This is a genomic window from Chryseobacterium sp. AG844, from assembly GCF_003182335.1.
GTDB classification, from domain to species: domain Bacteria; phylum Bacteroidota; class Bacteroidia; order Flavobacteriales; family Weeksellaceae; genus Chryseobacterium; species Chryseobacterium cupriresistens.
The window spans coordinates 18,378-43,085 of the sequence record NZ_QGTV01000003.1; the positions used below are offsets into that span (position 1 = coordinate 18,378).

Annotated in this window: 16 protein-coding genes; 12 read left to right on the forward strand and 4 right to left on the reverse strand. The window is 38.0% G+C overall.

What is annotated here, in order from left to right:
* Positions 1–132 precede the first annotated feature (132 nt).
* From DEU40_RS03990 to DEU40_RS04015, 6 genes are all read left to right on the forward strand, one after another.
* A complete protein-coding gene (locus DEU40_RS03990; protein ID WP_110008639.1) occupies positions 133–1,470 on the forward strand; it encodes a M20/M25/M40 family metallo-hydrolase in 1,338 nt (445 codons plus the stop codon).
* Positions 1,471–1,568: 98 nt separating this feature from the next.
* On the forward strand, positions 1,569–2,204 hold the full coding sequence (gene rsmG, locus DEU40_RS03995; protein ID WP_110008640.1) for a 16S rRNA (guanine(527)-N(7))-methyltransferase RsmG: 636 nt from the start codon (positions 1,569–1,571) through the stop codon (positions 2,202–2,204).
* A 62-nt stretch (positions 2,205–2,266) separates the two neighbouring features.
* On the forward strand, positions 2,267–2,671 hold the full coding sequence (locus DEU40_RS04000) for a hypothetical protein (RefSeq protein WP_110008641.1): 405 nt from the start codon (positions 2,267–2,269) through the stop codon (positions 2,669–2,671).
* On the forward strand, positions 2,671–3,207 hold the full coding sequence (locus DEU40_RS04005) for a DUF922 domain-containing protein (protein WP_110008642.1): 537 nt from the start codon (positions 2,671–2,673) through the stop codon (positions 3,205–3,207). Before DEU40_RS04000 ends, DEU40_RS04005 begins: the two co-directional genes overlap by 1 nt.
* Positions 3,204–5,891 (forward strand): PD-(D/E)XK nuclease family protein, encoded by a 2,688-nt coding sequence (locus DEU40_RS04010; protein WP_110008643.1) that lies wholly within the window; start codon positions 3,204–3,206, stop codon positions 5,889–5,891. Before DEU40_RS04005 ends, DEU40_RS04010 begins: the two co-directional genes overlap by 4 nt.
* A 167-nt stretch (positions 5,892–6,058) precedes the next feature.
* The gene (locus DEU40_RS04015; protein WP_110008644.1) at positions 6,059–8,422 is read left to right on the forward strand and encodes a patatin-like phospholipase family protein; all 2,364 of its coding nucleotides are present in this window, start codon (positions 6,059–6,061) and stop codon (positions 8,420–8,422) included.
* 92 nt (positions 8,423–8,514) lie between these two features.
* Here the strand turns inward: DEU40_RS04015 and DEU40_RS04020 are convergent, their stop codons facing one another.
* The 4 genes from DEU40_RS04020 to DEU40_RS04035 form a co-directional block, all read right to left on the reverse strand.
* The gene (locus tag DEU40_RS04020; RefSeq protein WP_110008645.1) at positions 8,515–10,470 is read right to left on the reverse strand and encodes a T9SS type A sorting domain-containing protein; all 1,956 of its coding nucleotides are present in this window, start codon (positions 10,468–10,470) and stop codon (positions 8,515–8,517) included.
* A gap of 161 nt (positions 10,471–10,631) precedes the next feature.
* The gene (locus DEU40_RS04025; RefSeq protein WP_110008646.1) at positions 10,632–11,810 is read right to left on the reverse strand and encodes an acyl-CoA dehydrogenase family protein; all 1,179 of its coding nucleotides are present in this window, start codon (positions 11,808–11,810) and stop codon (positions 10,632–10,634) included.
* Between the two features lie 128 nt (positions 11,811–11,938).
* Positions 11,939–12,727 (reverse strand): NUDIX hydrolase, encoded by a 789-nt coding sequence (locus tag DEU40_RS04030; protein WP_110008647.1) that lies wholly within the window; start codon positions 12,725–12,727, stop codon positions 11,939–11,941.
* A gap of 16 nt (positions 12,728–12,743) precedes the next feature.
* The gene (locus tag DEU40_RS04035) at positions 12,744–13,928 is read right to left on the reverse strand and encodes an MFS transporter (protein ID WP_110008648.1); all 1,185 of its coding nucleotides are present in this window, start codon (positions 13,926–13,928) and stop codon (positions 12,744–12,746) included.
* Positions 13,929–14,104: 176 nt separating this feature from the next.
* Between DEU40_RS04035 and DEU40_RS04040 the strand changes: the two genes are divergently transcribed.
* The 6 genes from DEU40_RS04040 (at position 14,105) to DEU40_RS04065 (ending at position 24,637) form a co-directional block, all read left to right on the forward strand.
* The gene (locus tag DEU40_RS04040; protein WP_110008649.1) at positions 14,105–17,026 is read left to right on the forward strand and encodes a SusC/RagA family TonB-linked outer membrane protein; all 2,922 of its coding nucleotides are present in this window, start codon (positions 14,105–14,107) and stop codon (positions 17,024–17,026) included.
* 11 nt (positions 17,027–17,037) lie between these two features.
* Positions 17,038–18,597: a RagB/SusD family nutrient uptake outer membrane protein gene (locus DEU40_RS04045; RefSeq protein WP_110008900.1), complete on the forward strand. Its 1,560-nt coding sequence runs from the start codon at positions 17,038–17,040 to the stop codon at positions 18,595–18,597.
* 3 nt (positions 18,598–18,600) lie between these two features.
* Positions 18,601–20,025: a glycoside hydrolase family 30 protein gene (locus DEU40_RS04050; RefSeq protein WP_110008650.1), complete on the forward strand. Its 1,425-nt coding sequence runs from the start codon at positions 18,601–18,603 to the stop codon at positions 20,023–20,025.
* Between the two features lie 9 nt (positions 20,026–20,034).
* Positions 20,035–22,257 carry a beta-glucosidase BglX gene (gene bglX, locus DEU40_RS04055; RefSeq protein ID WP_110008651.1) on the forward strand — a complete coding sequence of 741 codons (2,223 nt, stop codon included), beginning with the start codon at positions 20,035–20,037 and terminating at the stop codon, positions 22,255–22,257.
* Positions 22,258–22,347: 90 nt separating this feature from the next.
* The gene (locus DEU40_RS04060; RefSeq protein WP_110008652.1) at positions 22,348–23,157 is read left to right on the forward strand and encodes a family 16 glycosylhydrolase; all 810 of its coding nucleotides are present in this window, start codon (positions 22,348–22,350) and stop codon (positions 23,155–23,157) included.
* Between the two features lie 40 nt (positions 23,158–23,197).
* Positions 23,198–24,637 carry a glycoside hydrolase family 30 protein gene (locus DEU40_RS04065; protein WP_110008653.1) on the forward strand — a complete coding sequence of 480 codons (1,440 nt, stop codon included), beginning with the start codon at positions 23,198–23,200 and terminating at the stop codon, positions 24,635–24,637.
* Positions 24,638–24,708: the final 71 nt, after the last annotated feature.

Below are 24,708 nucleotides of genomic sequence, written 5' to 3' on the forward strand. Positions count from 1 at the left end.
ATGTTTTATTTTGAAGTAAGAGATTGATTTCAATCTTATTTTAGCCAAAAAACAGTAATTCAAAATAAATTATTGTAGGGAATAATTTTGCAGCGTAGGTTTTGTATCTTTAAACCATCTAAGACCGCTTCTATGAAATATTCTGTTTTTTTATTACTCGTTTCATGTTCTCTTTTCTCTCAAAAACATTCAAAAGATAATGAAGTGAAAAAATATGTCTCGCAGGTGAATGAAGATTCATTAAAATCATATATCGGAAAGTTGGTAAGCTTTGGAACCCGGCATACCTTAAGTTCAACAGATGACCCAAAGCGTGGAATAGGTGTGGCAAGGAACTGGGTGATCAGAAAATTCAATGATTATGCTAAAAATTCGGGTGGAAGAATGGAAGTGTATCTACAGCAGGAAGACATTCAGCCGGATGGAAAGCGAATTGATAAAATAGTAAATCTCGGAAACGCTGTTGCTTTTCTGAAAGGAACAGATCCGAATGACAAAAGAATTTTCCTGATCGGAGGACATCTTGATTCAAGAGTGACTGATGTGATGAACAGAACTTCCGCAGCACCGGGAGCCAATGATGACGGCAGCGGAGTAAGTGCTGTCATAGAATCGGCCAGAATACTGAGTCAGTCTTCGTTTCCGGCTTCAATTATTTTTGTAGCATTTTCCGGTGAAGAACAGTCGTTGTTGGGATCTAAACAGTTGGCTGAAAAAATGAAAAGAGAAAATCTGCAGCTGGAAGCGGTTCTTAATAATGATATGATCGGCAATCCAAAAGCAGGAGAAACAGGAGAGATCAATACCCGTATTCTTCGTGTATTCAGTGAAGGCCTGCCTTACAAAGATCTGGATAAAAAAGCGATGACGATCAGAAATCTTGGTTTTGAAAACGACAGTGAATCCAGACAGCTGGCCCGTTATATCAAAGAAGTTACGGAAGAATATGTGAAAGGGCTGGAGATCAAACTGATCTACAGAAATGACAGGTTTCTGCGCGGAGGAGATCACACCAGTTTTGTGAATAATGGATTTCCTTCTGTAAGACTGACCGAGTATTATGAAAATTACGACCATCAGCATCAGGATATTAGAGTTGAAAACAATAAGCAGTACGGTGATCTTCCTGAATTTATCGATTTTAAATATCTGAAAAAGAATGTAGCAGCCAATATTGCTGTTCTTGCCAATCTTGCAAAATCTCCTTCAAAACCGGAGAAAGTTGAAATGGATGTAAAAGAGCTGACGAATTCCACCACTTTACATTGGGAAACGCCAAAATCCGGAATCCCTGCAGGATATTATGTGCTGGCAAGGGAAACAGACAGTGCGTTGTGGCAGAAAAAGATCTTCACCACAGGACTTTCTATGAAGATTCCGCTTTCTAAAGACAATTATATTTTCGCTGTACAGAGCGTGAGCCCGTCAGGAAACCTGAGTGTCCCTGTTATACCAGGAATTGCAAAGTGATGGATTGTGCTGAAAACCAGAATTTACATCAGGACCAGGAAAAGTTGATTTGAATACAAGAGAAATAAAACTTATTTTTGCGGTTTATAATAATTCACATGTCTGCATCGTTACTATTAAAATATTTCCCGGATCTTACTGAAAAACAGAAAGAACAGTTCTCCAAATTGGAAAATTTGTACAATGAATGGAATGAAAAGATCAATGTAATTTCCAGAAAAGATATGGAATCACTGTATGAAAAGCACATTCTGCACTCTTTGGGAATTGCAAAAGTGATGGAATTCGCACCGGGAACCAAAGTTTTGGATATCGGAACCGGAGGTGGTTTTCCGGGGATTCCTCTGGCGATCCTTTTTCCTGAAGTAGAATTTACCCTGATTGATTCTATTGGGAAGAAAATCAGTGTAGTACAGGCTGTGGCAGACGGAGTTGGATTAACTAATGTTACCGCTATTCATGGAAGAGCAGAGAAGCTGAAAGAAAAATTCCATTTTGTAGTCAGCAGAGCAGTAACCCAGATGCCGGAATTTTTAAGATGGCTGAAAGGGAAATTTGAAAAAGAACAGTTTAATCCTAAACACAACGGAATTTTATATTTAAAAGGCGGTGATCTTGCTGAAGAGCTTGCCGGAATTAAATGTGAAATATTCAATCTTAAACACTATTTTGATGAAGAATTTTTTGATACCAAGAAAGTAGTTTATGTATCAAAAGGTAATTTTAATTCCTGATTTTTATGTAAATAAGGAATAATTTTTGCTAATATTTGTTAATAATCAGAAAAGTAAAGGTTATGAAAAAACTTTTAAATATTGGATCTTCAGTATTCGTGTTGGGCGTGCTTCTGGTTTCGTGTAATGATGATGATTACCATACCATCGAATCTATTGATAAAATCAAGATAGACAGCGTAAAAATTGTTAATGATACCATGGACGTTTACGCGATACAGAGCATAAAAACGTATTCCACCTATCCGTCTCATTGCGAAGGATTTTACGGATATGATTATGTTTACAATAATAACCTGGAAAGAACAGTTACTTCCTATAAATATATTACCAACGGCCCTTGTACACAAGGGAAATATGTGGGAGCAAATCAGATTAACTTCAGCCCGCAAAGCAAAGGAACCTATACTTTTAAATTCTGGAATGGAGGAAACAACTGGATTACAAAAACCATTGTAGTAGAATAATGAGATTGACTTTTGTATTGTGTTTACTGGCAGCGCAGGTGGTGTACGGGCAGAAAATTTTCTGGGAGGAAGGCAAAAAGCTAACCTGGGATAATTTTAAAAGTCCGGTTAACAAGAAAAAGAATCCTGATGTAGCAGCATACACCCATTGTGGCTGGGAATTTTATGCTGAAAAATCTTCCGATCCAAAAGCACCGGTTGCTATTACTATCAAAACACTGTTTCATGAAGATAAATCATGGAAAGATGCCAAAAGAATGAATGATTATATTCTGCTTCATGAGCAGAAGCATTTTGATATTGCAGAATTATTTGTAAGAAAATTCAGAAAAGCTGTTGCTGAAAAAATAAAGAATTCAGGAGACTACAACAAATATTTCAGAGCAATTTACGATGGGATATCCGTTGATTACAAAAACTTCCAGATGGCTTACGACAGAGAAACCCGTCATGGACTCGATAAAGAAAAACAAACCGAATATAATCAGCCGATTTCTGAACAACTCGACAACTTAAAAAGCTACCAAGCCCTTTGAAATTCCTCAATAAGATCATCCACGAACTGTTAGCACAAAACCCGGATCTTTCGGCGTTTAATATCATTCTGCCCGGAAAACGTCCCATTGTGTTTATCAGACAGATCCTGGAAGAAAATAATTACTCAGGATTTCTTCCCAATTTTTTTACGATAGAGGAACTCATCAATAAAATTGCCGATCAACAGACGATTCAGGGAATTCCGCTGTGGCTTTTCTCTTTTGATGTCTACAGAAGTCTGAATCTTATTCCGAGGGATGATTTTTCAGATTTTCTGAAATGGTTTCCTACACTGCAGAAGGACTGGGATGATATTCTGAAATTCTCAGATAGCGATCAGGCGGTTTTGCAATATATGTTTGATGAAGAAAGAATCAAAGAATGGGCTCAGGACCTTGGGGAAGACGATGATGTCCCAAGAAAAAAGTTTCTTAATTTCTGGCAGAATATGAACGTTTTTCTCCCTGTGCTCAAGGAGAGACTGCAGGAGAGAAACTGGGCTACTTCCGGAATGATTCACGAGGCGGCTAAAGCCAGGATTGTTGATTTTGCAAAAAACACCAGAGAAGAATTCGTTTTTTGTGGGTTCAATGCCTTTACTCCGGTAGAAGAAAAGCTTGTAAGAAGCCTTTTGCAGTGGAATAAAGCGCAGTGTTTCTTTCAGGCAGACCGTTATTATTTTAATGATGAAAGACAGGAAGCCGGAAAATTTCTTAGAAATCATAAAACATGGAAAGAATTTGATGATAACAGAGCTTTTCAATGGATAGAAGACGATTTTAATCAACCTAAAAAAATTAAGGTATACGAAGTGTCCGGGAATGTAACCCAGACCAAAGTTCTGCCCGAAATCTTTAAAGAGATCAATAATAAAACCTATTCCAATACTGCAGTGGTGCTGCTGGATGAAAACCTTCTTCCAGCCAGTCTTGATGTGATGCATGGTGTTGATAATTTGAATATTACAATGGGATTTCCGTTGAAAAACTTGTCTTTCTCCAATGCCGTGAAACGTCTTTTCTACCTGCAGAAACAATTGGAAAAAAACAAACTGTCTTACTATTACAGAGATGTTTTCCCCATTTTGGAAGAGCTGCCGAAATCAGCAGAAGATGAACAGATTATCAATGAGTTTAAAGCTAAAGTAGAAGAGCGGAATATCGTTTATATTTCCAGAAAACTTTTACATGAACTGCTGGGCGGCCTGTCTTATTATGGCCTTCTTCAGAAAGCAACAGGAACCAACGGTTATCTGGATATGCTTATTGAGTTCTGCCAGCAGGTTAAATGGCTTGAAATAGATGATATTCAGTATGAGAATGTCTCTCACTTTGAAAATGCATTCAGAATCATCAAAAACCAGCTGACTCCCTACAATATTGAGATCAAAATGGAAACGCTGGAAATTCTTATCAACCAGCATATCAACTCTGAGAGTATTGACTTTCAGGGAGAACCTCTGAGGGGACTTCAGATCATGGGATTGCTGGAAACGCGTCTCCTGAACTTTGAAAACGTTATTCTGCTTTCTGTGAACGAAGGGAAACTCCCGCTTGGAAACTCACAGAATACTTATATTCCTTTTGATATCCGAAGATTCTTTGATCTCCATACTTTTCTTGAAAATGACAGCATTTATGCCTATCACTTTTACAGGCTGATTCAGGATGCGAAGAATGTCCATTTGCTGTATAATGCTTTAAGCTCCGGAGTGAATACCGGAGAGAAGAGCCGCTTTATTACGCAGATCGAAATGGAGAGTTCTCATGATATTGAACATGTCATTATTGAAAATTCTTCTGAACCTATTGCCACCAAACCGATAGAAATTTCCAAGACACCAATTGTACAGGAACGTCTTCAGAAATGGAAGGAAAAAGTATCTGCTTCCCACCTGACGAGTTATCTTTACAACCCGATTGATTTCTACCTTTCCAAGATTTTAAACACTTCGGAAACGGATGAAATTGAAGAAGAACTGTCGATCAAAAATTACGGAAATCTGGTTCATTATTCACTTCAAGAAGTGTATGAGGTGTTGAAGGGTAAGGTTTTAAAAGAAAACGATTTAAGAAATTCAGTTAAAGCAGTAGATGAATATATAAATATCGCTATTGAAAAGCTGAAGCACCAGCCGGAATTCTACGAAAAAGGAATGAATTATATCCATAAAGCCATTGCTAAAAAGGTCATTGAGAATGTGCTGAATCATGATCTTGAACTCATAAAGCAAGGCAATAAGCTGGAGATTATTGATATCGAAAGGAGGTTTGAAAACATCGATTTTCCTCTTGATGGAAATGATAAAATTTCTTTCTTCGGATTCATTGACCGGATTGATAAACTGAACGGTACTCTGAGAATTATTGATTATAAAACCGCCAGGACTAAAAATCTTACTGTAAAGATCGATCAGGATAACGTAGATGAATATTTCCATAACAGCGACAGGAAGCAGGCCCTTCAGCTTTGTATTTATCATTACGTGGTACAGCACCTTCCTGAGTTTTGGGGTTTCCCGATTGAAACCGGAATCTGGAGTTTTGCAGATGCTAAAAAGGGAATGGTTGCCCTGCAGTTTGATAAAGGAAATATTGATGATGCCATGAAATCTGTGAAGAGCCTTATCCTTGAAATTCTAAATCCAGATATAAATTTCGTAGAAACGATAAAAACGTATTGAAAATTTTTAGTATTACTATGTTTTTTTCTATGTGTATTCTCAATAAATAAGCTGGCTTAGAATCGTTTACTTCACGAAATGTTGTGTTAAAGCAGGTAACTTTTTGTGTATCTTTACTACTTATTAAAAACTTATAAAGTTTAAATCAGATACATTAAGCACCATCAATGAAAAAGATCCTGATATTTTTAGCTATTGCTTTTTCTCTTATTATCAAATCTCAGCAAAAAAATGATTCCCTGAATATTGCGCTTCAGAATGTAACCAAAGATACTAAGTTTGGTCTTGCACTCAGTGGCGGCGGGGCAAAGGGATTTGCACACATCGGGATTTTAAAAATGATCGATTCATTGGGAATCAAAGTAGATTATATCACAGGAACCAGTATGGGAGGGATTCTGGGAGGCTTATATGCAATGGGATATAATGCTGACCAGTTGAAACATACGATCTATAAAATGGACTGGAACAGAATTCTGAGTAATAAAATTCCTTACAATAAAGTCAATATCAGTGAAAAAGACGAATATGATAAGTATATCCTTGAATTTCCAGTAGTCAAAGGATTTCCCACACTTCCAAGCTCTTATATTGAAGGGCAGTACATGGGAGAAGTTCTTAATACGCTTACTTTCAACGCCAAGCATATCAACGATTTCAGTAAACTGAGGATTCCCGTGCAGCTTACTTCCTCCGATATCGAAAACGGAGGTCTGGTGATGCAGAAAGAAGGATCGCTACCGTTGGCTATTCGATCTACATTGGCCATTCCTGCAGCGTTTGCTCCTGTTTATATTGATGGAAAACTTTTGGTGGATGGCGGCCTGGACCGTAATTATCCGGCCAATGAAGTTCGTGAGATGGGTGCCGGTTTTGTGATCGGAGGCTACACCGGATTCAGACTTTTTACGAAAAAAGAGATTGAAAATCCGATGAAGATGATCTATCAGACTCATGCCATCCGCTCTGTAGAAGATTTTAAACATCAGAAAGAATTATCAAATATTCTGGTCGACTTTGTAGATCCACTGGGAGAAATTACAACGAAAGATTTTGCCAAATTCAGAAGGATCATAAAAATAGGAGAGATGGAGGCGAGAAAGCATCTTCCTGAGTTTGTCGCCCTGGCAGAAGCTCAGTGCAAAGCCGGAATTACGTATGAGCATACAATGATTGAAGAAGTGAAACTGCCTACAACAAAATTTACTTTTAACGAAGAAGACGGAACACCCATTACAGATGCTGCAGAAATTGAAGTGCTGAAAAAGCAGATGGGGCTTACGGAAGGGAAGTATTACGATGTAAAAACCGTTAATGAGGCTATAGACAGGGTCTTCGGAATGCGGCAGTATGTAAAGGTGTATTATACCTACACGAAAGTAAACGACGGTCTTGTGATGAATGTTTTTGTGAAAAGAGCAAAAAAGGGAGCATTTAAACTGGCATTGCACTATGATACGGAACAGTCCGTAGGAATTATTGTCAATTATACGTACAGAAATATTCTCCTGAACAGATCCAGGTTTCTGGCAACAGTAGATATTTCCGAACGTTTTAAAGCTAAAGTTGCTTACCAGCAGTTCCTGGACAGTGGTGAACGTTTATGGCTGGATCTGGAAGCTAAAATGGTTCATCTTAAAAGTAATGACCTGAACTTCAGGCTATATGATATCAGTGAAGATGGAGGCGACCGTTTTCCGAACCATATGTACCGTAACATAACCGGAAAAATTGCACTGAATTATAATATCAATCCCAATTCTTACCTGTCTCTGGGAACGGAATTCAGTACGGAAAGAATGTACAGCTTACTGGATAAAGTAGATCAGTCAAAAGTAGATAATTACAGCAAAAAGCTCTATAATCACAGCAATTTCAATACTTTCCTGAAATTTGAACAGAATAATCTTAATAAAAGGTATTTTACAACCAGGGGGAATCATCTTCAGGTGAGCACAAGATTTTACTATGGAGATCAGTATGAACTTTATGATCTGAATACAGTACAGCCTCTCCTTTATCTGATTCTTAATCCGAAAGAGTCTTACTATTTTGAGCCTAAAAATCTCGTTTCATTTACACTGAATGAGAACTTTTTCTACCCGATTACAAGAAGACTGACCGTAAAAGCAAACGTGTTTCTCGGTACGAGCTTTGGTGCCAAAAAAGAAGATCAGGTTCCGTATCTTTTCCTGAACCAAAAGTATAATCTGGGAGGCAGCGAATATAATTATGACCTATTAAGCCCTGAATTCAATGGTCTACGTCAGAAAGAGCTTCCGATGACTTCGGTAGCTAAGGCGGCCATATCATTTCAATACAGAATTATGAAAAAACTCTATCTTACCCCGTCATTCAGTTATGGAAAGGTGAGTGAAGAGTTTTCTCCTTTTAATGACAGTTTTGATATGTTCGGCTACGGAGTAAATCTTGGCTACGAATCGCTTATAGGCCCTATTGGTTTGAATATTTCCAGAAACAGTCAACTTGATTTTTCAAGAATATATTTTAGTGTCGGATTTAAGTTTTAAGGATATGCTCCATTTATAATATTTCAAAAAGGCACTTCATTGCTGAAGTGCCAAAAATTAACTTGAAATAAAGATATAGAGGAGTGATTGATTTATAGTTTTACTTTTTTACTGATGATTCTTCCATTAGAAAGAGTGACTTGTACAAGATATACTCCTGATTCTAAGTTTCTGGATTCAAACACTGGTTTATTAACGTTCTGCTGAACGATCAGAGAGCCAGATATACTGTAAATAGTAATATTTTTAATATCATTGGTGGATGCAGCTACAATTTGTTGTCTCTGAGTATAAATATTAGTACTGTTTTCCGATGATATTGTTCCTCCCACCGATTTACTGAACTGAAGGTTATAGTATGGAGTAACAACTTCAAACGTATAGTTTTTGCTTTCAAGATTCTGAATATTGATTCCTCCGGTTTCCCGATACTGTTTTTTGGAAATACTTTTGATCAGGGTTTTATTTTCATCAAAAATATGTACAGCAGTAAGTTCCTCCTGATCTACTTTTAATTGCAAAAGGGATGCATTCACAGATTGTACAATTTCGTTTTCGGTAACTTCCTGAGGTGTGTTTTTGATGTATGGAATTATTTTATTTTCATTGTTTTCTGATACTTTCAATAAATAAACTCCATCTTTTAAAGTTGATAAATTTTGATCATCGGCTGTTCTGCTCTGGGCTTTTTCTTTATTGAAATCTGTAATTTCAACCAGCTGCATACTGCCTAGGTCCGGTTTTATCTGTGAAGATAGTAAGGAAGGTTTTTCAGAAGTTTTCTCTGGTTGCTTACCGAAAATTGAACCTGCAATCGCCCATTCATTAAGAAGGCCGCCGCTTCTCAGAGTATTGAATTTCGCATTGGAAGCTAAAGTGAAGGGCAGAATTCCTCCTACATGTCCTAATGGGCCCCAATAAAAGGAATCCAGTTTATACTTATTCAGATCCCACCATGGATAATAACCACGCTGAACCTCAATAGTTTTAGAAGTGTTTTCAGGCGGAATCGCTAGATCGACAGTTGAATGACCCAATGTCATAGGCGTTTTATTATACCAGTCGTATACATCCTTAGGTTTCATACATAGCTTTAGCTTGTTATTGGGATTGCTGGTGACATCATTGACGAAACTGGTGGTAAAGAGCTTTCTCCATATAACAGGGCCCCACAAAAGTCCGCCGTTATCCTGAACAACATGATAGTTGTATTTATCGAGGTATTCTGCAGAAATAACTTCTGAAATGTCATTATTATAGGTTTTATAACCTGTATTGTTACAGGTATGAAGTACATTCGCCAGGAATGAGGTGAACGGATAAATATCTTTTTCAAGGACTCCCTTATTTAAAGTTACTCCTGAGAAATCATACGGTCCGTCACCCATGTAGGCATATTTGAATTTTATATTATTGGGATTTGAAATGCTTAATCTTTTTAATGTAGACATCGCAGCATGGGCGCCCTGAGAATATCCGGCTAAGAAATATTCGTCATAACGTTTAATATTGAGTTGTGCCAGTACTTTATTGGCAGCGGTGATAAAATCTATGGTTGCTCCGGCTTCTGTGGCATAATCTACATATGGGTGAGTTCCGTCCCCGGTTCCCATCCCTACGTAATCAGGGGCCATCAGAATATACCCATTGAGTACATAAGATAGTTCAACAACAAATCCAGCGGTTAAAGCTCCTTTGAAATTAGACGGAACATTGTGCCTGCTGTCTGTAGTTCCATGGTCAGATACCACTGTTGAGAGTTTAAAAGGTACATTAGGATACATGAGTAATCCGGTAGCTTTTACAAGAACATTGTTCTCGTTTTTGGTATAATAAGTGATTTTGTATCCTTTCAGCCCGATATTGAAGCTGTTCAGGTAGTTGGTAAACTCAGGAGCATTCTGATCGCCAAGATTATTGGCTATAAAATTGATGACTCCCTGTGGTGTTAAATCCAGTTTCTGTTCGGCACTTACAACATCACCTGCCTGCTGGGCAAAGTAAAATGGAGCTGTAAGACTTAGTAAAAAAGTTGTGATTTTTTTCATATTGTTTGTTTTTGTCTGGTATTAAAGTAATAAATTTAATAAAACAACAAAAACTTTATAAGATCAATAATTATTCATTGAATATAAAATCCCTGCAAAGTGAGTAAACAAAAGAGTCCGACCATTGGCCAGACTCTTTATTATTTATAATTGTATATTTTTTAGAAAGCGTTAATTCCTGTGATGTCCAATCCGGTAATCAGTAAATGAACGTCATGTGTTCCTTCATAAGTAATTACAGATTCCAGGTTTGCGGCATGTCTCATCATCGGGAATTCACCCATAATTCCCATACCTCCTAGGATTTGTCTTGATTCTCTTGCAATGTCAATCGCCATTTTCACGTTATTACGTTTAGCCATTGAAATCTGGGCCGGAGTTGCCTTATGGTCGTTTTTAAGGTTTCCTAGCTGAAGACACAATAACTGGGCTTTTGTAATCTCTGTTAAGAATTCAGCTAATTTTTTCTGCTGAAGCTGGTAAGAACCGATTGGTTTTCCAAACTGTTTTCTTTCTTTGGAATACTGAACGGCGGTACAGTAACAGTCAATCGCAGCACCTATTACTCCCCAGGAAATTCCATATCTTGCAGAATTCAGACAAGATAAAGGTCCTTTCAGTCCTGTTACTCCCGGAAGCAGGTTTTCTTTCGGAACTTTTACGTTGTTAAATACCAGTTCTCCGGTTTTGGAAGCTCTTAAGCTCCATTTATTGTGAGTTTCAGGAGTGGTAAAACCTTCCATACCTCTTTCAACGATCAATCCCTGTACTTTGCCTTCCTCATTTTTTGCCCATACTACAGCGATGTCGCATAAAGGAGAGTTGGTGATCCACATTTTTGCCCCATTTAAAAGATAATGATCTCCCATATCTTTAAAATAAGTTTCCATAGAACCAGGATCAGAACCGTGGTTAGGCTCAGTCAATCCAAAAGATCCGATCATTTCTCCGGCAGCAAGTTTTGGAAGATATTTCTTCTTCTGCTCCTCAGAACCGAATTCGTTAATAGGGAACATCACCAATGAACTTTGTACCGAAGCAGCAGAACGTACCGCAGAATCTCCTCTTTCCAGCTCCTGCATAATCAGACCATAAGAAATCTGATCTAATCCTGAACCACCATACTCAACCGGGATATAAGGCCCCAATGCTCCGATTTTCCCCAATTCTCTCATAAGATTAGGAAGATCTGTATGATTTTGAGCGGCCTGATCTATCTGCGGCATTACAAAACTTTCAACCCAGTCTCTCACAGATTGGCGGATTAGTTTATGTTCTTCAGTAAGTAAAGCATCAATTCCATAATAATCAGGGATGCTTGTAAGAGGATAATATGACATGATTTTTTGATTTGGTTAAAAGTAACATTTTTCGTGATGTTCTGAAAATTTTTTTAAAAACTTGTTTTACTATTGATTTTCAGGGGGCTACTGCTACTTTGTTGATAATTTGAGTTAAATTTATATTTTTATGATTCCTCATCATTAGAGATGGGATACTGATTGGTAGAATTATGAACTTTAGTTTTAAATTTATACAGATAAGGAGCTTTATTGGCCGAGCCGTCATAGAGTTTTTCCATTCTGTCCAGAATATTTAAACTTAAAATTTTTCGCTGAAAATTATTTCTTCTGAATTTTTGTCCTAAAATAGTTTCATACAGAGCCTGAAGATCTTTCATTGTAAATTTTTCAGGAAGCAGGTTACTTGCCGCAACCTCTGTATTGATATTCATTCTCAGGTATTCAAGACCTGTCTCTATAATTCTGTCGTGGTCGAATGCCATTTTAGGAAGGTTGTTGACTTCAAACCATTCACAGCTTTCATTGAAAGCATCAGGGAAAGTATCAGCCAGCGAAAAATCAATGAGGCTGCAGTAACCTACTGTAACAAAACGCTGGAATATCCAGTGATCTTCAGGAACGGTTATTCCTTTATTTTTAAGAAGGATCTGATGTACATTATTCTCCGTACGGTCTATTCTTCCAAAGGTGTGGAACTGTTTCAAAAATAATCCTTTAAGATGGGTTCTTTCAAACAAAACCCTTTCAGCAGCTTCTCTCAGGTCCTCATCATTAAAAACAAAACCACCCGGAAGTGACCATAGATCCAGATCGTGATATTTTAAAAGCAAAACTTTCAGAATATTATTATGAAAGCCGAATATGGTGCAGTCAACTGAAATATGCGCTACGAAATCTTTCGTGTCAATGAGTTCCTGTAGCGTTTCTTTACTTTTTGTGTCTTTAATTTTCATGGCAGTAAAAATAAAACTATTTTCTATTTGTGACAGTAAAATATATAAAACTAATCACAAAAAGCAGAATTACAGAAGATAAGATGTATAATGGATAATAATTCAACAGCTGTTTTTCAAATAAAACAGCCATAATGATAGAGCTTACAGAGCTGCCCAGAGAAGAAAAAATAACAATAAGCGAGGTGAAAAGATTAATCTTGTCTTTATCCACCTGTGCAATCATTTTTGAGTTGATTACAGGGTAGAGGGGGGAAAGAAACAAACCAATAACCGGAAATAAAAAAAGTAAATAGCTGGAATCCTCCGAATCAAAATACTGTATCCCCAGTATAATAATCAGTAAGGTGATAATAAGAGCCATACATGTAATATAATATCTGGGCAATGAAAACCTTTTGATGATATTGGCAGTAACCGTTCGTCCGGCATAAGAAAAGACGGATAGAAAAGAAGTGGCCTGAAGCGCAAAAAAAGAATTGACTTTCAAATGGTTTTTGTAAAAAGAAGGAAGCCATGAATTGAATCCCTGCTCTACAAAGACGATAAAAAAGATTACTCCTAAAAATAAAGCTACCGTAGGTGTGGTAAACCCGGAAAGTTCTGAGAGAATGCTTTTGTTTTCCATAGGCCTGGAATCTGCTACTTCTATCTTTGACAGCAGAAAAATGGTAAATGCTGATAATAAAGCAATCATCAGGAAACCAAACTTCCAAAATTCCGAGTACTGGCTGGAAATTATCCACCCAAAACCGGTATTAACCACGAAAATTCCGATCATAAAAGAAGCTTCTACGTTATTCATGGTCTTTGCCAGGGATTTTTCATCCGAAATATTATTTCTGATAATTCCAAAAACACAGATTTTACCAATAGCGAAACAGGCTCCTATAATCGCAAACCACAATTTATAAAACCAGAAAACCTTTACAAAAGGAAGAAGACAGGAACAGAATCCGACAATAGCCAAGGCCAGAATCAATGCTTTCTTTGGACCGGTTTTGTTGATAAAGCTCACTGCAAAAAGCGAGATAAAAGCAATGGGCAGATCTTTAAAAGATTCTAAAAGCCCCAGTTCTCCGTAGGTGATTTTCTCTTCAGACAGCTGCAGAATCACCAACCCCATACAGTTTAAAACCATTGAAAAAATGAGAAAGGTAAGTTTTAAGGGAAGAGAAATTTTGGATGGCTTGGTGGTCATTTTGGGAGATGAATTTATTAATTTTTTATGATATTTTATGAAATATTGATGCGAAGATAGGGCTTCTAACCCTGAAAAATAAAAGAAAAATTAAAATTTTTATGAATAGAATGTTAATTAATTGAAAAAAAATATATTTTTATTGTCTCAATTTGAGAATTAAACAATAACTGTATATGAATGTAAGAATATCAAGAAGCGTAGGAGTGGTTGCCGTCCTCTATTTTACGGCCAACTTCAGTGCCCAGACCACCAAGTCGAAGGACACAATTGCGAAAGAAAACAAAATAGACGAAGTGGTAGTCATCGGTTACGGTACTCAGAAAAAGAGTAATGTAACGGGAGCTATTGCGAGTATTAAAGCCAGCGACATTGAAAACATACCGGCAGGTAAGCCTGAACAGGTATTGCAGGGTAGAGCTGCAGGGGTTTCTGTTGTTACGAATTCGGGACAGCCTGGTGCTGCTGCTACTGTACGTGTAAGAGGGATTACCAGTTTTGGAGCTGGAAGCAACAGCCCATTGTGGGTAGTAGATGGTATTGTGGTAGACAATATCGGATGGCTTAACCAGTCGGATATAGAAAGTATAGAAGTATTAAAGGACGGAGCATCGTCTGCAATCTATGGAGTCTCTGCAGCAAAAGGAGTAATTCTGGTGACAACCAAAAAAGGGAAGAGAGGAAAACTTAGTCTTTCTTATAACGGGTTTTATGGTTTCTCAAATGCATCCAAAAAACTGGATCTCCTAGATGCTACACAATATGCTAAAGTTATTAATGAAGGTTTTGTTAATGATGGGCACGCACCCAGATTTTCTAATCCTGAATCATTTGGGAAAGGTACCAACTGGCAGGATGCTATTTTCGGAACCGGTGAAAAATCATCTCACGAAGTAAGCATTACCGGAGGGAATGAAAAATCCACCTACTATACCTCTTTTGGATATTTTGATCAGACTGGTATTGTAATGAGTGATATTTCTTATTACAAAAGAATCAATGCAAGATTTAACTCAACCCATAAAGTGACAGATTACCTGACCATAGGGCAAACCTTTGCGTACACACACGTGAAGTCTCAGGGAGTAAGTGCAAACGAAGAATTTGGAGGACCGTTGGCTTCAGCAGTAAACCTGGATCCTATCACTCCGGTTGTCGTGACAGATTGGTCAATGGTAGATTCGGATGGTTATAAAAGTCCTTATATCATCCGTGATTCGGAGGGACGTCCTTACGGAATTTCCCCATATGTAAATAACGAGATGACCAATCCGCAGGCTTTCCGTCATATACAACAAGGTAATTATAACTGGTCTGATGATTTTGTGGGGAACGTTTTTGCAGAACTCAAGTTTCTAGATCACTTTACATTCAAAACAAGTTTAAATGGTAAGAAATCTTATTGGGGAAGCCGCTCTTTTACACCGAAATATTATTTAAGTCCAAATTTTAATAATACCGGTTTTAACAGTCTGAATAAAGTGGACGAAAATAAGTTCGAATGGAGCATGGAAAATACATTGACCTATCAGAACAAGTTTGGTGATCACAACATCAATATCATGGTTGGGCAGGGTGTTTACCGATACAACATTGCGGGCGGTGCCAGTTTGACTTACAGTAACCTTCCTATTGATAACTGGCAGGATGCTTCCTTCAATTTTGATATTCCCAGAGAAAATATCACAGCAAAAGGATGGGACGGAATCGAGACCCGTAAAGCATCTTATTTTGGTAGAATCATTTATGATTATGCAGATAAATATTTATTTACAGGAACAATCCGTAGAGATGGTTCTTCAAAATTTGCTACCAACCAGCACTGGGGAACTTTCCCATCTATGTCACTGGGATGGAACGTTCATAAAGAAAACTTCTGGCCGGAGAACAAAGTTGTTAATAATTTAAAATTAAGAGGAGGTTACGGAGTGTTAGGGAATGACGAAATGGATAACTTCAGATTTGCAAGTTTCATGGTTTCCGGTAGTAATTATACCAACTCCAGTAATAATATCATCATTGGTTATGCGAAAAGTACTTTGGAAAACCCTAATCTGAAATGGGAACAGACCAGCCAGCTGAATATTGCTGCAGATCTGAAATTATTCAACAACTTTACCTTAACAGCAGATTGGTACAAAAAGAAGACTACTGATATTCTCAGACAAATCAATATCCCGGGTTATGTAGGAGTTCCGGTTTCACCTTGGGCAAATGTAGGAGATATGGAAAACTCAGGGGTTGAACTTGAATTAGGCTACAAGAAAAATTGGGAAGATTTCAGCATTTCGGTTAATGGTAACTTCGCAACCATAAAAAATAAAGTTCTTAGACTGGAGGATGATATTGAATACTTCAACCTGGCTTCTTTCCAGACCATGGGAGCGGTATCCAGAGTAGCAGTAGGGCAGCCCTACGGATCATTTTACGGACAAACATATAGTGGGGTTTTCCAGAATCAGGCACAAATTGACAATTATGTAAATGCCAATGGTGTAAAATTATTACCCGATGCAAAACCTGGGGACTTTATCTGGCAGGATAATAATGGAGATGGTAAAATTGATGACAATGATAAAGTAAACTTAGGAAGCTCTATCCCAAAATATACTTTCGGACTTACCGTGAATATGAGCTATAAGAATTTTGATCTGATGATGTTTGCGCAAGGACAGGCTGGTAACAAGATTTTCCAGGGGTTAAGAAGATTGGATTTGCCTGATGCCAACTACCAGACAAGAATCTTAGACAGATGGACAGGTGAGGGATCTACCAATGATAATCCGAGACTTACCCGCACTGATTCTAACCACAACTATTCATGGATGTCTAACTATTACCTTCAGAAAGGAGATTATGTGCGTCTGAAAATTGTTCAGCTAGGATATACTATTCCTCAGGATGTTACCCAACGTTTTGGAATGAGCAAGGTAAGACTGTACATCACAGGAGAGAACCTGGTTACTTTTACAAAATATACAGGATATGACCCTGAAATTGCGGGAAGAAATAATTCTGAGCAGGATATTATCGGTGTAGACAGAGCTTACTATCCACAAGCCAGAACATTCCTTATAGGAGCTAATATTCAATTTTAATGACCAACAAAATGAAAAATAAGAATTTAATATATAAAGGACTTGCCGTAGCGTTTCTGACAGGTCTGAGTTTTACCAATATCGGTTGTAGTGATTCCTATCTGGATGATGTAAAGAATTCAGGATCTTTTAATACAGATTTATATTTTCAGAATGAGCAGCAGTCTTTCAGTGCATTGATCTCCGTATATGATCCTTTAAGAAAGTATTCGGCTGGATTTGAAAATACCGTAACATTCTTTAATGCAGGATCTGATGATTTTTATTCCGGTGGGGGAAATTCCAATGACGGAGCGGGTATTCAGGGAATGAACAATTACATGATCAATCCCAATACAATGCCAGCCAGCTATTGGAGAGATTACTATCAGGGAGTTGCCCGTGCTAATCTTTTAATAGAAAGAGTTCCGGGGGCAAATATGAATGAGGATCTTAAAAAAAGATATATTGCAGAAGCTAAAGTTCTTCGTTCTTTATATTATTTTGAATTACTAAGAATGTTTGGAAATATTCCTTTGATTCTTAATACCATAAAGTTTGATGATGATTACTGGAACGTTCCACAGGCCAAGCCGGAAGATGTGTATGCACAGATAGAAAGCGATATCGTTGCTGCTATTCCCGACCTTATGATGACGCCAAGTATCAGTGATAAGGGACGAATCACGCAGGGAACGGCCAGAGCTATATTAGGTAAAATTTATCTTTATGATAAAAAAATGCCTCAGGCAGCCGCACAGTTTGCTGAAGTAAATGGTACGCCAGGAGGAACCAGTCAGTATGGCTACAAACTTGTGGCAGATTATGCAGATTTATTTAAAGTTGCCTTGGAAACTGATCAGGATCCCAATAAATACAAATTCTTATCAGAATCTATCCTTGAAGTAATGCATACCAATAAAGGAAGCTCTGACTGGGGATTCTGGGGACAGGGAAAAGACGAAGGAAACTCTATCAATGTGATGGTAGGACCTCGTTCTTATTTCTTAAAAGATATCCCGAATAACAATGCTCCGGATATTTATTCAGGTTGGGCATTTAATACTGTAACAGAGAACTTTGTTACTTTTATGCAGGGAGATCCAAGACTGGACGTTACCGTTTTCAATGCAAAAAAACTGGTGACAGAGGGTAAGATTACTTATACGCCTGCTTTTGCAGATACCGGATACTTCCTTAATAAGTATTTACCTACAAATGCTTTAAAAACATCGCTTCCGGGACCTCCTGAATTGAATTTCCGTCAGAATTATATTGCTATAAGATTGGCGGATACTTATCTGATGGAGGCAGAAGCATTAGGAGCTTCAGGAGCAAGAGCTCAAGCTTTATTAGATGCGGTAAGAGCAAGAGTTGGGTTATCATCAGTTCCTGTTTCTTTACAGGCTATTAAAGATGAAAGAAGAAGAGAGCTTGCCGGCGAAGGACACAGATGGTTTGACCTTGTAAGATGGGGAGATGCACCATCAATACTTGCATTTAAAGGATTTAAAGCCAATAAAAATGAAATTCTTCCAATTCCTTTCAATGAATTGCCGAATACAGCTTTAAAACAAAATCCTGGTTACTAAAATATGAAGTTTCACAACTTATATAGTTTCTTTAGAGGTGCCGCACTGCTTAGTGGTGTGGCCCTTTTTTCTTTATCTTGTACCTCAGTGGCTTCCAATAAAAAAAATGAAGTGCAGTACTGGCTTACCAAAGGGGATGAAAGTGTAAAATTACAACAGCAGACTTCCGTTAAATTTGTAAACAGCTCCAACAGCTTTCAGAATATTGAAATTGATGATACTCAAAAGTTTCAATATATTGATGGCTTTGGCTATACATTAACAGGAGGAAGTGTTGAGGTAATCAACCGGTTGTCGCCTTCCAAAAGAAAAGCACTGCTTAACGAACTTTTTGGAAATGATAAAAATTCAATATCCATCAGCTATTTAAGACTGAGTATTGGCGCTTCCGATCTTGATGGAGAAGTATTCTCCTACGATGATCTTCCTGAGGGGCAGACTGATCCTTCGCTTTCAAAATTCAGTCTGGCAAAAGACAAAGCTTTGATTGGGATGTTGAAGGAAATTTTAGCAATTAATCCTTCCATTAAAATCATTGCTGCCCCGTGGTCTCCTCCGGTTTGGATGAAGGATAATGGAAAGTCAAAAGGAGGAAGTTTAAAACCTGAATTCTATGGAACGTATGCTCAATATTTTGTAAAATACATCCAGGGAATGAAAAAAGAAGGGATCACCATTGATGCTGTAACTCCTCAGAATGAACCTTTACATCCGGGAAATAATCCAAGTTTGTATATGCCGTCTGAGCAGCAGAGAGATTTTATTAAGAACCATCTGGGACCTGTTTTTAAAACAAATGGCATCACTACCAAAATTGTTGTTTATGATCACAATTGCAACAAACCTGAATATGCTCTTGATATTTTAAAAGATTCTGAAGCTGGCAAATATATAGACGGATCTGCTTTTCATCTGTACGAAGGCGATATTTCTGCATTAAGTACGGTACATAATGCCTTTCCGGATAAGAATTTATACTTTACTGAACAATGGACAGGTTCAAAAGGTACTTTTTCCGAAGACCTGAACTGGCATACGAAAAATGTAATCATAGGCTCTATGAGAAACTGGAGCAAGATAGCTCTGGAATGGAATCTTGCCAACGATCCGAAATATGCTCCGCATACAGATGGAGGATGTACAGAATGTAAAGGAGCGATTACCATTTCTGACAGTGAGAATTTCACCAGAAATGTTTCTTACTATATCATTGCCCACGCTTCAAAATTTATTCCGGCAGGATCTCAGCGTATCGCTTCCACTCAGACGGATAAGCTTTCAACGGCTGCCTTTAAGACTCAATTTGGGAAAATAGTTTTAATTGTGCAGAACGATAATCAGGCAGATGAAAATTTTAATATTAAATTTGCCGGGAAAACCGCTGCTGTAACAATTTCGGGACGTTCTACAGCAACCTATATTTTTTAATTTGATACTATGAAAAGAGTTTATTTCTTATTGGCATTTTCTGCATTGGGATTGAATGCTTACGGACAGAAGACCATTGATCAGAAAGTAGCAGAGCTGCTGTCTAAAATGACCCTGGAAGAAAAGGTAGGGCAGATGGTGCAATATAGTGGGTTTGAATATGCTACAGGACCCCAGCAATCCAATTCGGCAGCTGTTTTGGAAGAAATCAGGAAGGGGAAAGTAGGTTCTATGCTGAATGTTGCAGGATCAGAGGAAACCAGAGCTTTTCAGAAACTGGCGATGCAGTCAAGGCTGAAAATTCCTTTACTGTTCGGGCAGGATGTTATTCATGGTTATCGTACCACATTCCCTGTCAATCTTGGACAGGCTGCAAGTTGGGATCTGGCCATGATTGAAAAATCAGAAAGAATTGCTGCAACAGAAGCTGCCGCTTACGGTATTCACTGGACATTTGCTCCAATGGTGGATATTGCCAGAGATCCGAGATGGGGAAGAGTAATGGAAGGCTCAGGAGAAGATACTTATCTTGGAACAAAAATAGGGCTGGCAAGAATTAAAGGATTTCAGGGTAGAGGCTTGGGAAGTCTTGATGCCGTAATGGCATGTGCAAAACACTTTGCAGCCTACGGAGCTGCTGTAGGCGGAAGAGATTACAATTCTGTAGATATGAGTCTCAGACAATTGAATGAAACTTATCTTCCTCCTTTCAAAGCCGCTGCGGAGGCAGGAGTAGCCACTTTTATGAACTCCTTCAATGATATTAACGGAATTCCCGCAACGGCCAACCAATATATACAGAGAAACCTCTTAAAAGGAAAATGGAATTATAAAGGTTTTGTGGTGTCAGACTGGGGAAGTATCGGGGAAATGGTTCCTCACGGTTATGCCAAAGATGGAGCTGAAGCTGCTGAAAGAGCAATACAGGGTGGAAGTGATATGGATATGGAAAGCCGTGTGTATATGGCAGAGCTTCCAAAACTGGTGAAAGAAGGAAAAGTAGATGCAAAACTGGTAGATGATGCAGCGGGTAGAATTTTAACCAAGAAATTCGAAATGGGACTTTTCGATGATCCTTACAGATTCAGCAATGAAAAAAGACAAAAAGAACAGACCGATAATCAGGAAAACAGAAAATTTGGAAGAGAATTCGGTTCTAAAAGTATTGTTCTTCTTAAAAACCAGGGAAATATTCTTCCGCTTTCAAAAAGTACAAAAACTGTTGCTCTGATTGGTCCTTTCGGGAAAGAAACGGTAGCGAATCACGGTTTCTGGTCTGTTGCTTTCAAAGATGATAATCAAAGAATAGTTTCTCAATTTGACGGAATTAAAAACCAGCTGGATAAAAACGCTACTTTATTATATGCAAAAGGCTGCAATGTTGACGATCAGGATAAGAGCCAGTTTGCCGAAGCAGTAGAAACGGCGGAAAAAGCAGATGTTGTCATCATGACGCTGGGTGAAGGCCATGCGATGAGTGGAGAAGCAAAAAGCAGAAGTACTATTGGTTTTACAGGTGTTCAGGAAGATTTATTGAAAGAAATTGCCAAAACAGGTAAACCAATCATCCTGATGATCAATGCCGGAAGACCTCTGATTTTCAACTGGGCATCAGACAATATTCCTGCCATTATGTACACATGGTGGCTGGGAACAGAAGCAGGAAACTCTATTGCAGATGTTTTGTTCGGGACAGTGAATCCCGGTGGAAAGCTTCCAATGACTTTCCCAAGAACAGAAGGGCAGATTCCTGTGTACTATAATCATTACAATACAGGAAGACCTGCAAAAAATAATACAGACAGAAACTATGTTTCAGCATATATAGATCTTGATAATGATCCGAAATATCCATTTGGATATGGTTTAAGTTACACGAATTTTAAATACTCTGATATGATATTAAGTTCCACAAATCTTACAGGAAATCAGACACTGAATATTAGTGTTACGGTTTCCAATACAGGAAAATATGATGGTGAGGAGGTAGTACAGCTTTATATCAGGGATCTTTTCGGAAAAGTGGTAAGACCGGTAAAAGAATTGAAAGGCTTTCAGAAAGTATTCATCAAAAAAGGAGAAAGCAAAAAGATCGATTTTAAACTGACTCCCGAAGATCTGAAATTCTTTGATGATAACTTGAATTTTGACTGGGAAGGCGGAGAGTTTGATATTATGATCGGAGCTGATTCTCAACATGTACAGACCAAAAGAATTAGCTGGACAAAATAAGTTGATTCAATTCAATAGGAGCGGGCTTTAGCCCGCTTAATCAAAAGTCAGAAAAAAATGGCTTTAGCCAAAACTTAAATCTACTTATGCATGAATCTCAAAGCTAAAAATATCATCAAAATATGCGCAGCAGGAATTTTTTTCCTTACTGTTTTGAACTGTGCCTCGCACAAACCTGAAGCCCGCAGAACACTGATCTGGAATGATGAGTTTAACGGTAAAGGGCTTCCGGATTCATTAAAATGGAATTATGATACCGGGGGAAGCGGTTTTGGAAATGAAGAAGCTCAGTTTTATACCAAAAACAGACCTGAGAATGCCAGAATGGAAAAGGGAAACCTTATCATTGAAGCCAGAAAAGAAAATTGGGAAAATAATAAATACACTTCTGCCAGGCTTTTAACCAAAGGAAAATTCGCCTTTCAGTATGGAACAGTAGAAGTAAGAGCAAAGCTTCCCAAAGGACGTGGAACCTGGCCTGCCATCTGGATGATGAGTGAAAATATGAAGAAATGGCCGGATGACGGTGAACTGGATATTATGGAACATGTAGGATACAATCAGGGATTTATACATGCTTCTGTCCACACCAAAAAATACAACCATATCCAGGGAACACAGAAGACAGATACCTTGTCTGTAAAAGATGCCAGCGAAAAATTCCATGTCTATAAGGCAGACTGGACTCCCGAAAACATTGATGTTTATGTAGATGATAAGAAATTTTTCACCTATATGAATAAAGAGAAAAATAAGGAAGCATGGCCTTTTGACAGACCTTACTTTATCATTTTAAATCTGGCAGTAGGTGGATTTTGGGGTGGGAAAGAAGGCATTGATGATACGGTATTTCCACAGAAGTATTATATAGACTACGTAAGAGTCTATCAAAATAAATAATGAAAATGAGGACCAGAAGGGTCCGGAAACAGAAAAAATCATGAGAAAATTAATTGTAAGTTGTTTTGTAGTAGGCGTTGTCATCAATGTCAATGCTCAGAATTACTGGAAGAAGAATGCAGGAAAAACAGCTAAAGTAATCCTTACCAACTCGAAAGTGAATGAGAAGATGGCGGATAAAGGAACCGTTACATTTGAACAGTTCGGACAACCTAAAGAAACTGAGGCCTGTATTTTTGTGGCTCCCAACTTTAAATATCAGAAACTGATAGGAATCGGAGGTGCTATTACAGACGCTTCAGCAGAGACTTTTTATAAAATGCCAAAGAATAAGCAGAAAGAAATTCTGGATGCTTATTTCGGAAAAAACGGATTGGGATACACTGTCGTTCGTACCAATATGAATTCCTGTGATTTCTCCAGCGATTCCTATACTTATGTAGAAGACAATGATAATTCTCTGAAAACGTTCAATATTGCACATGATGAGAAGTATAAGATTCCAATGATCAAAGAAGCTCAGAAAGCCATCGGTAATAACTTCACATTCTATTTCTCTCCATGGAGCCCGCCAGCCTGGATGAAATCCAACAAAAGTTTGTACAAAGGAGGAAGATTGGAAAATCAATACTACCAGACATGGGCAGATTATTATATCAAATTCATCAAAGAATACGAAAAGAGAGGAATCAACATCTGGGGGTTGACCGTTCAGAACGAACCAATGGCTACTCAAAGCTGGGAATCATGCATCTATACTGCTGAAGAAGAAGGAGAGTTCCTGAAAAAGAACCTGGGACCAACCCTTTGGAAAAACGGATACAAAGATAAAAAAGTTATGATCTGGGATCACAACAGAGACCTTATCTATCAAAGAGCAACCACTACATTAAGTGATCCTGAAACCTCAAAATACGCTCATGGTATCGGTTATCACTGGTATGAAACATGGAACAATAAAACGCAGCTTTTTGACAATCTGGCAGAAACACACAGAGCATTTCCTGATAAATTCCTGGCCTTTACAGAAGGATGCAAAGAACAGTTCAATATGGATAAAATTTATGATGTAAGTCTGGGGGAATTGTACAGTAAAAATATGCTGAACGATTTCAACAAAGGAAATGCTTTATGGACTGACTGGAATATTCTATTGGATGAAACCGGAGGGCCCAATCACAAAGGAAATTTCTGCTTTGCTCCGATTATTGCTGATACCAAAACAGGAGAGGTGTTCTATACGTATGAATACTATTATATAGGCCACGTTTCAAAATATATCAAACCGAATGCCCACAGAATCGGAAGCTCTTCCAACAGAGCTGCGTTGACGTCTTCTGCGTTTATGAACGAAAACGGCCAGCTGGTAACTGTTATCATGAATGATTCGGACAATGATATTGAAACGAATCTATGGATAGAAGGGATGGCTGCCAAACTGAATGCTCCGGCACACTCTATACAGACCGTAATTTTATAGTTTCATATTACATATTAATATTATTTTTGACAGACCCGGCGGCCTCAAAGAGGCCGCCGGGTTTTATCATG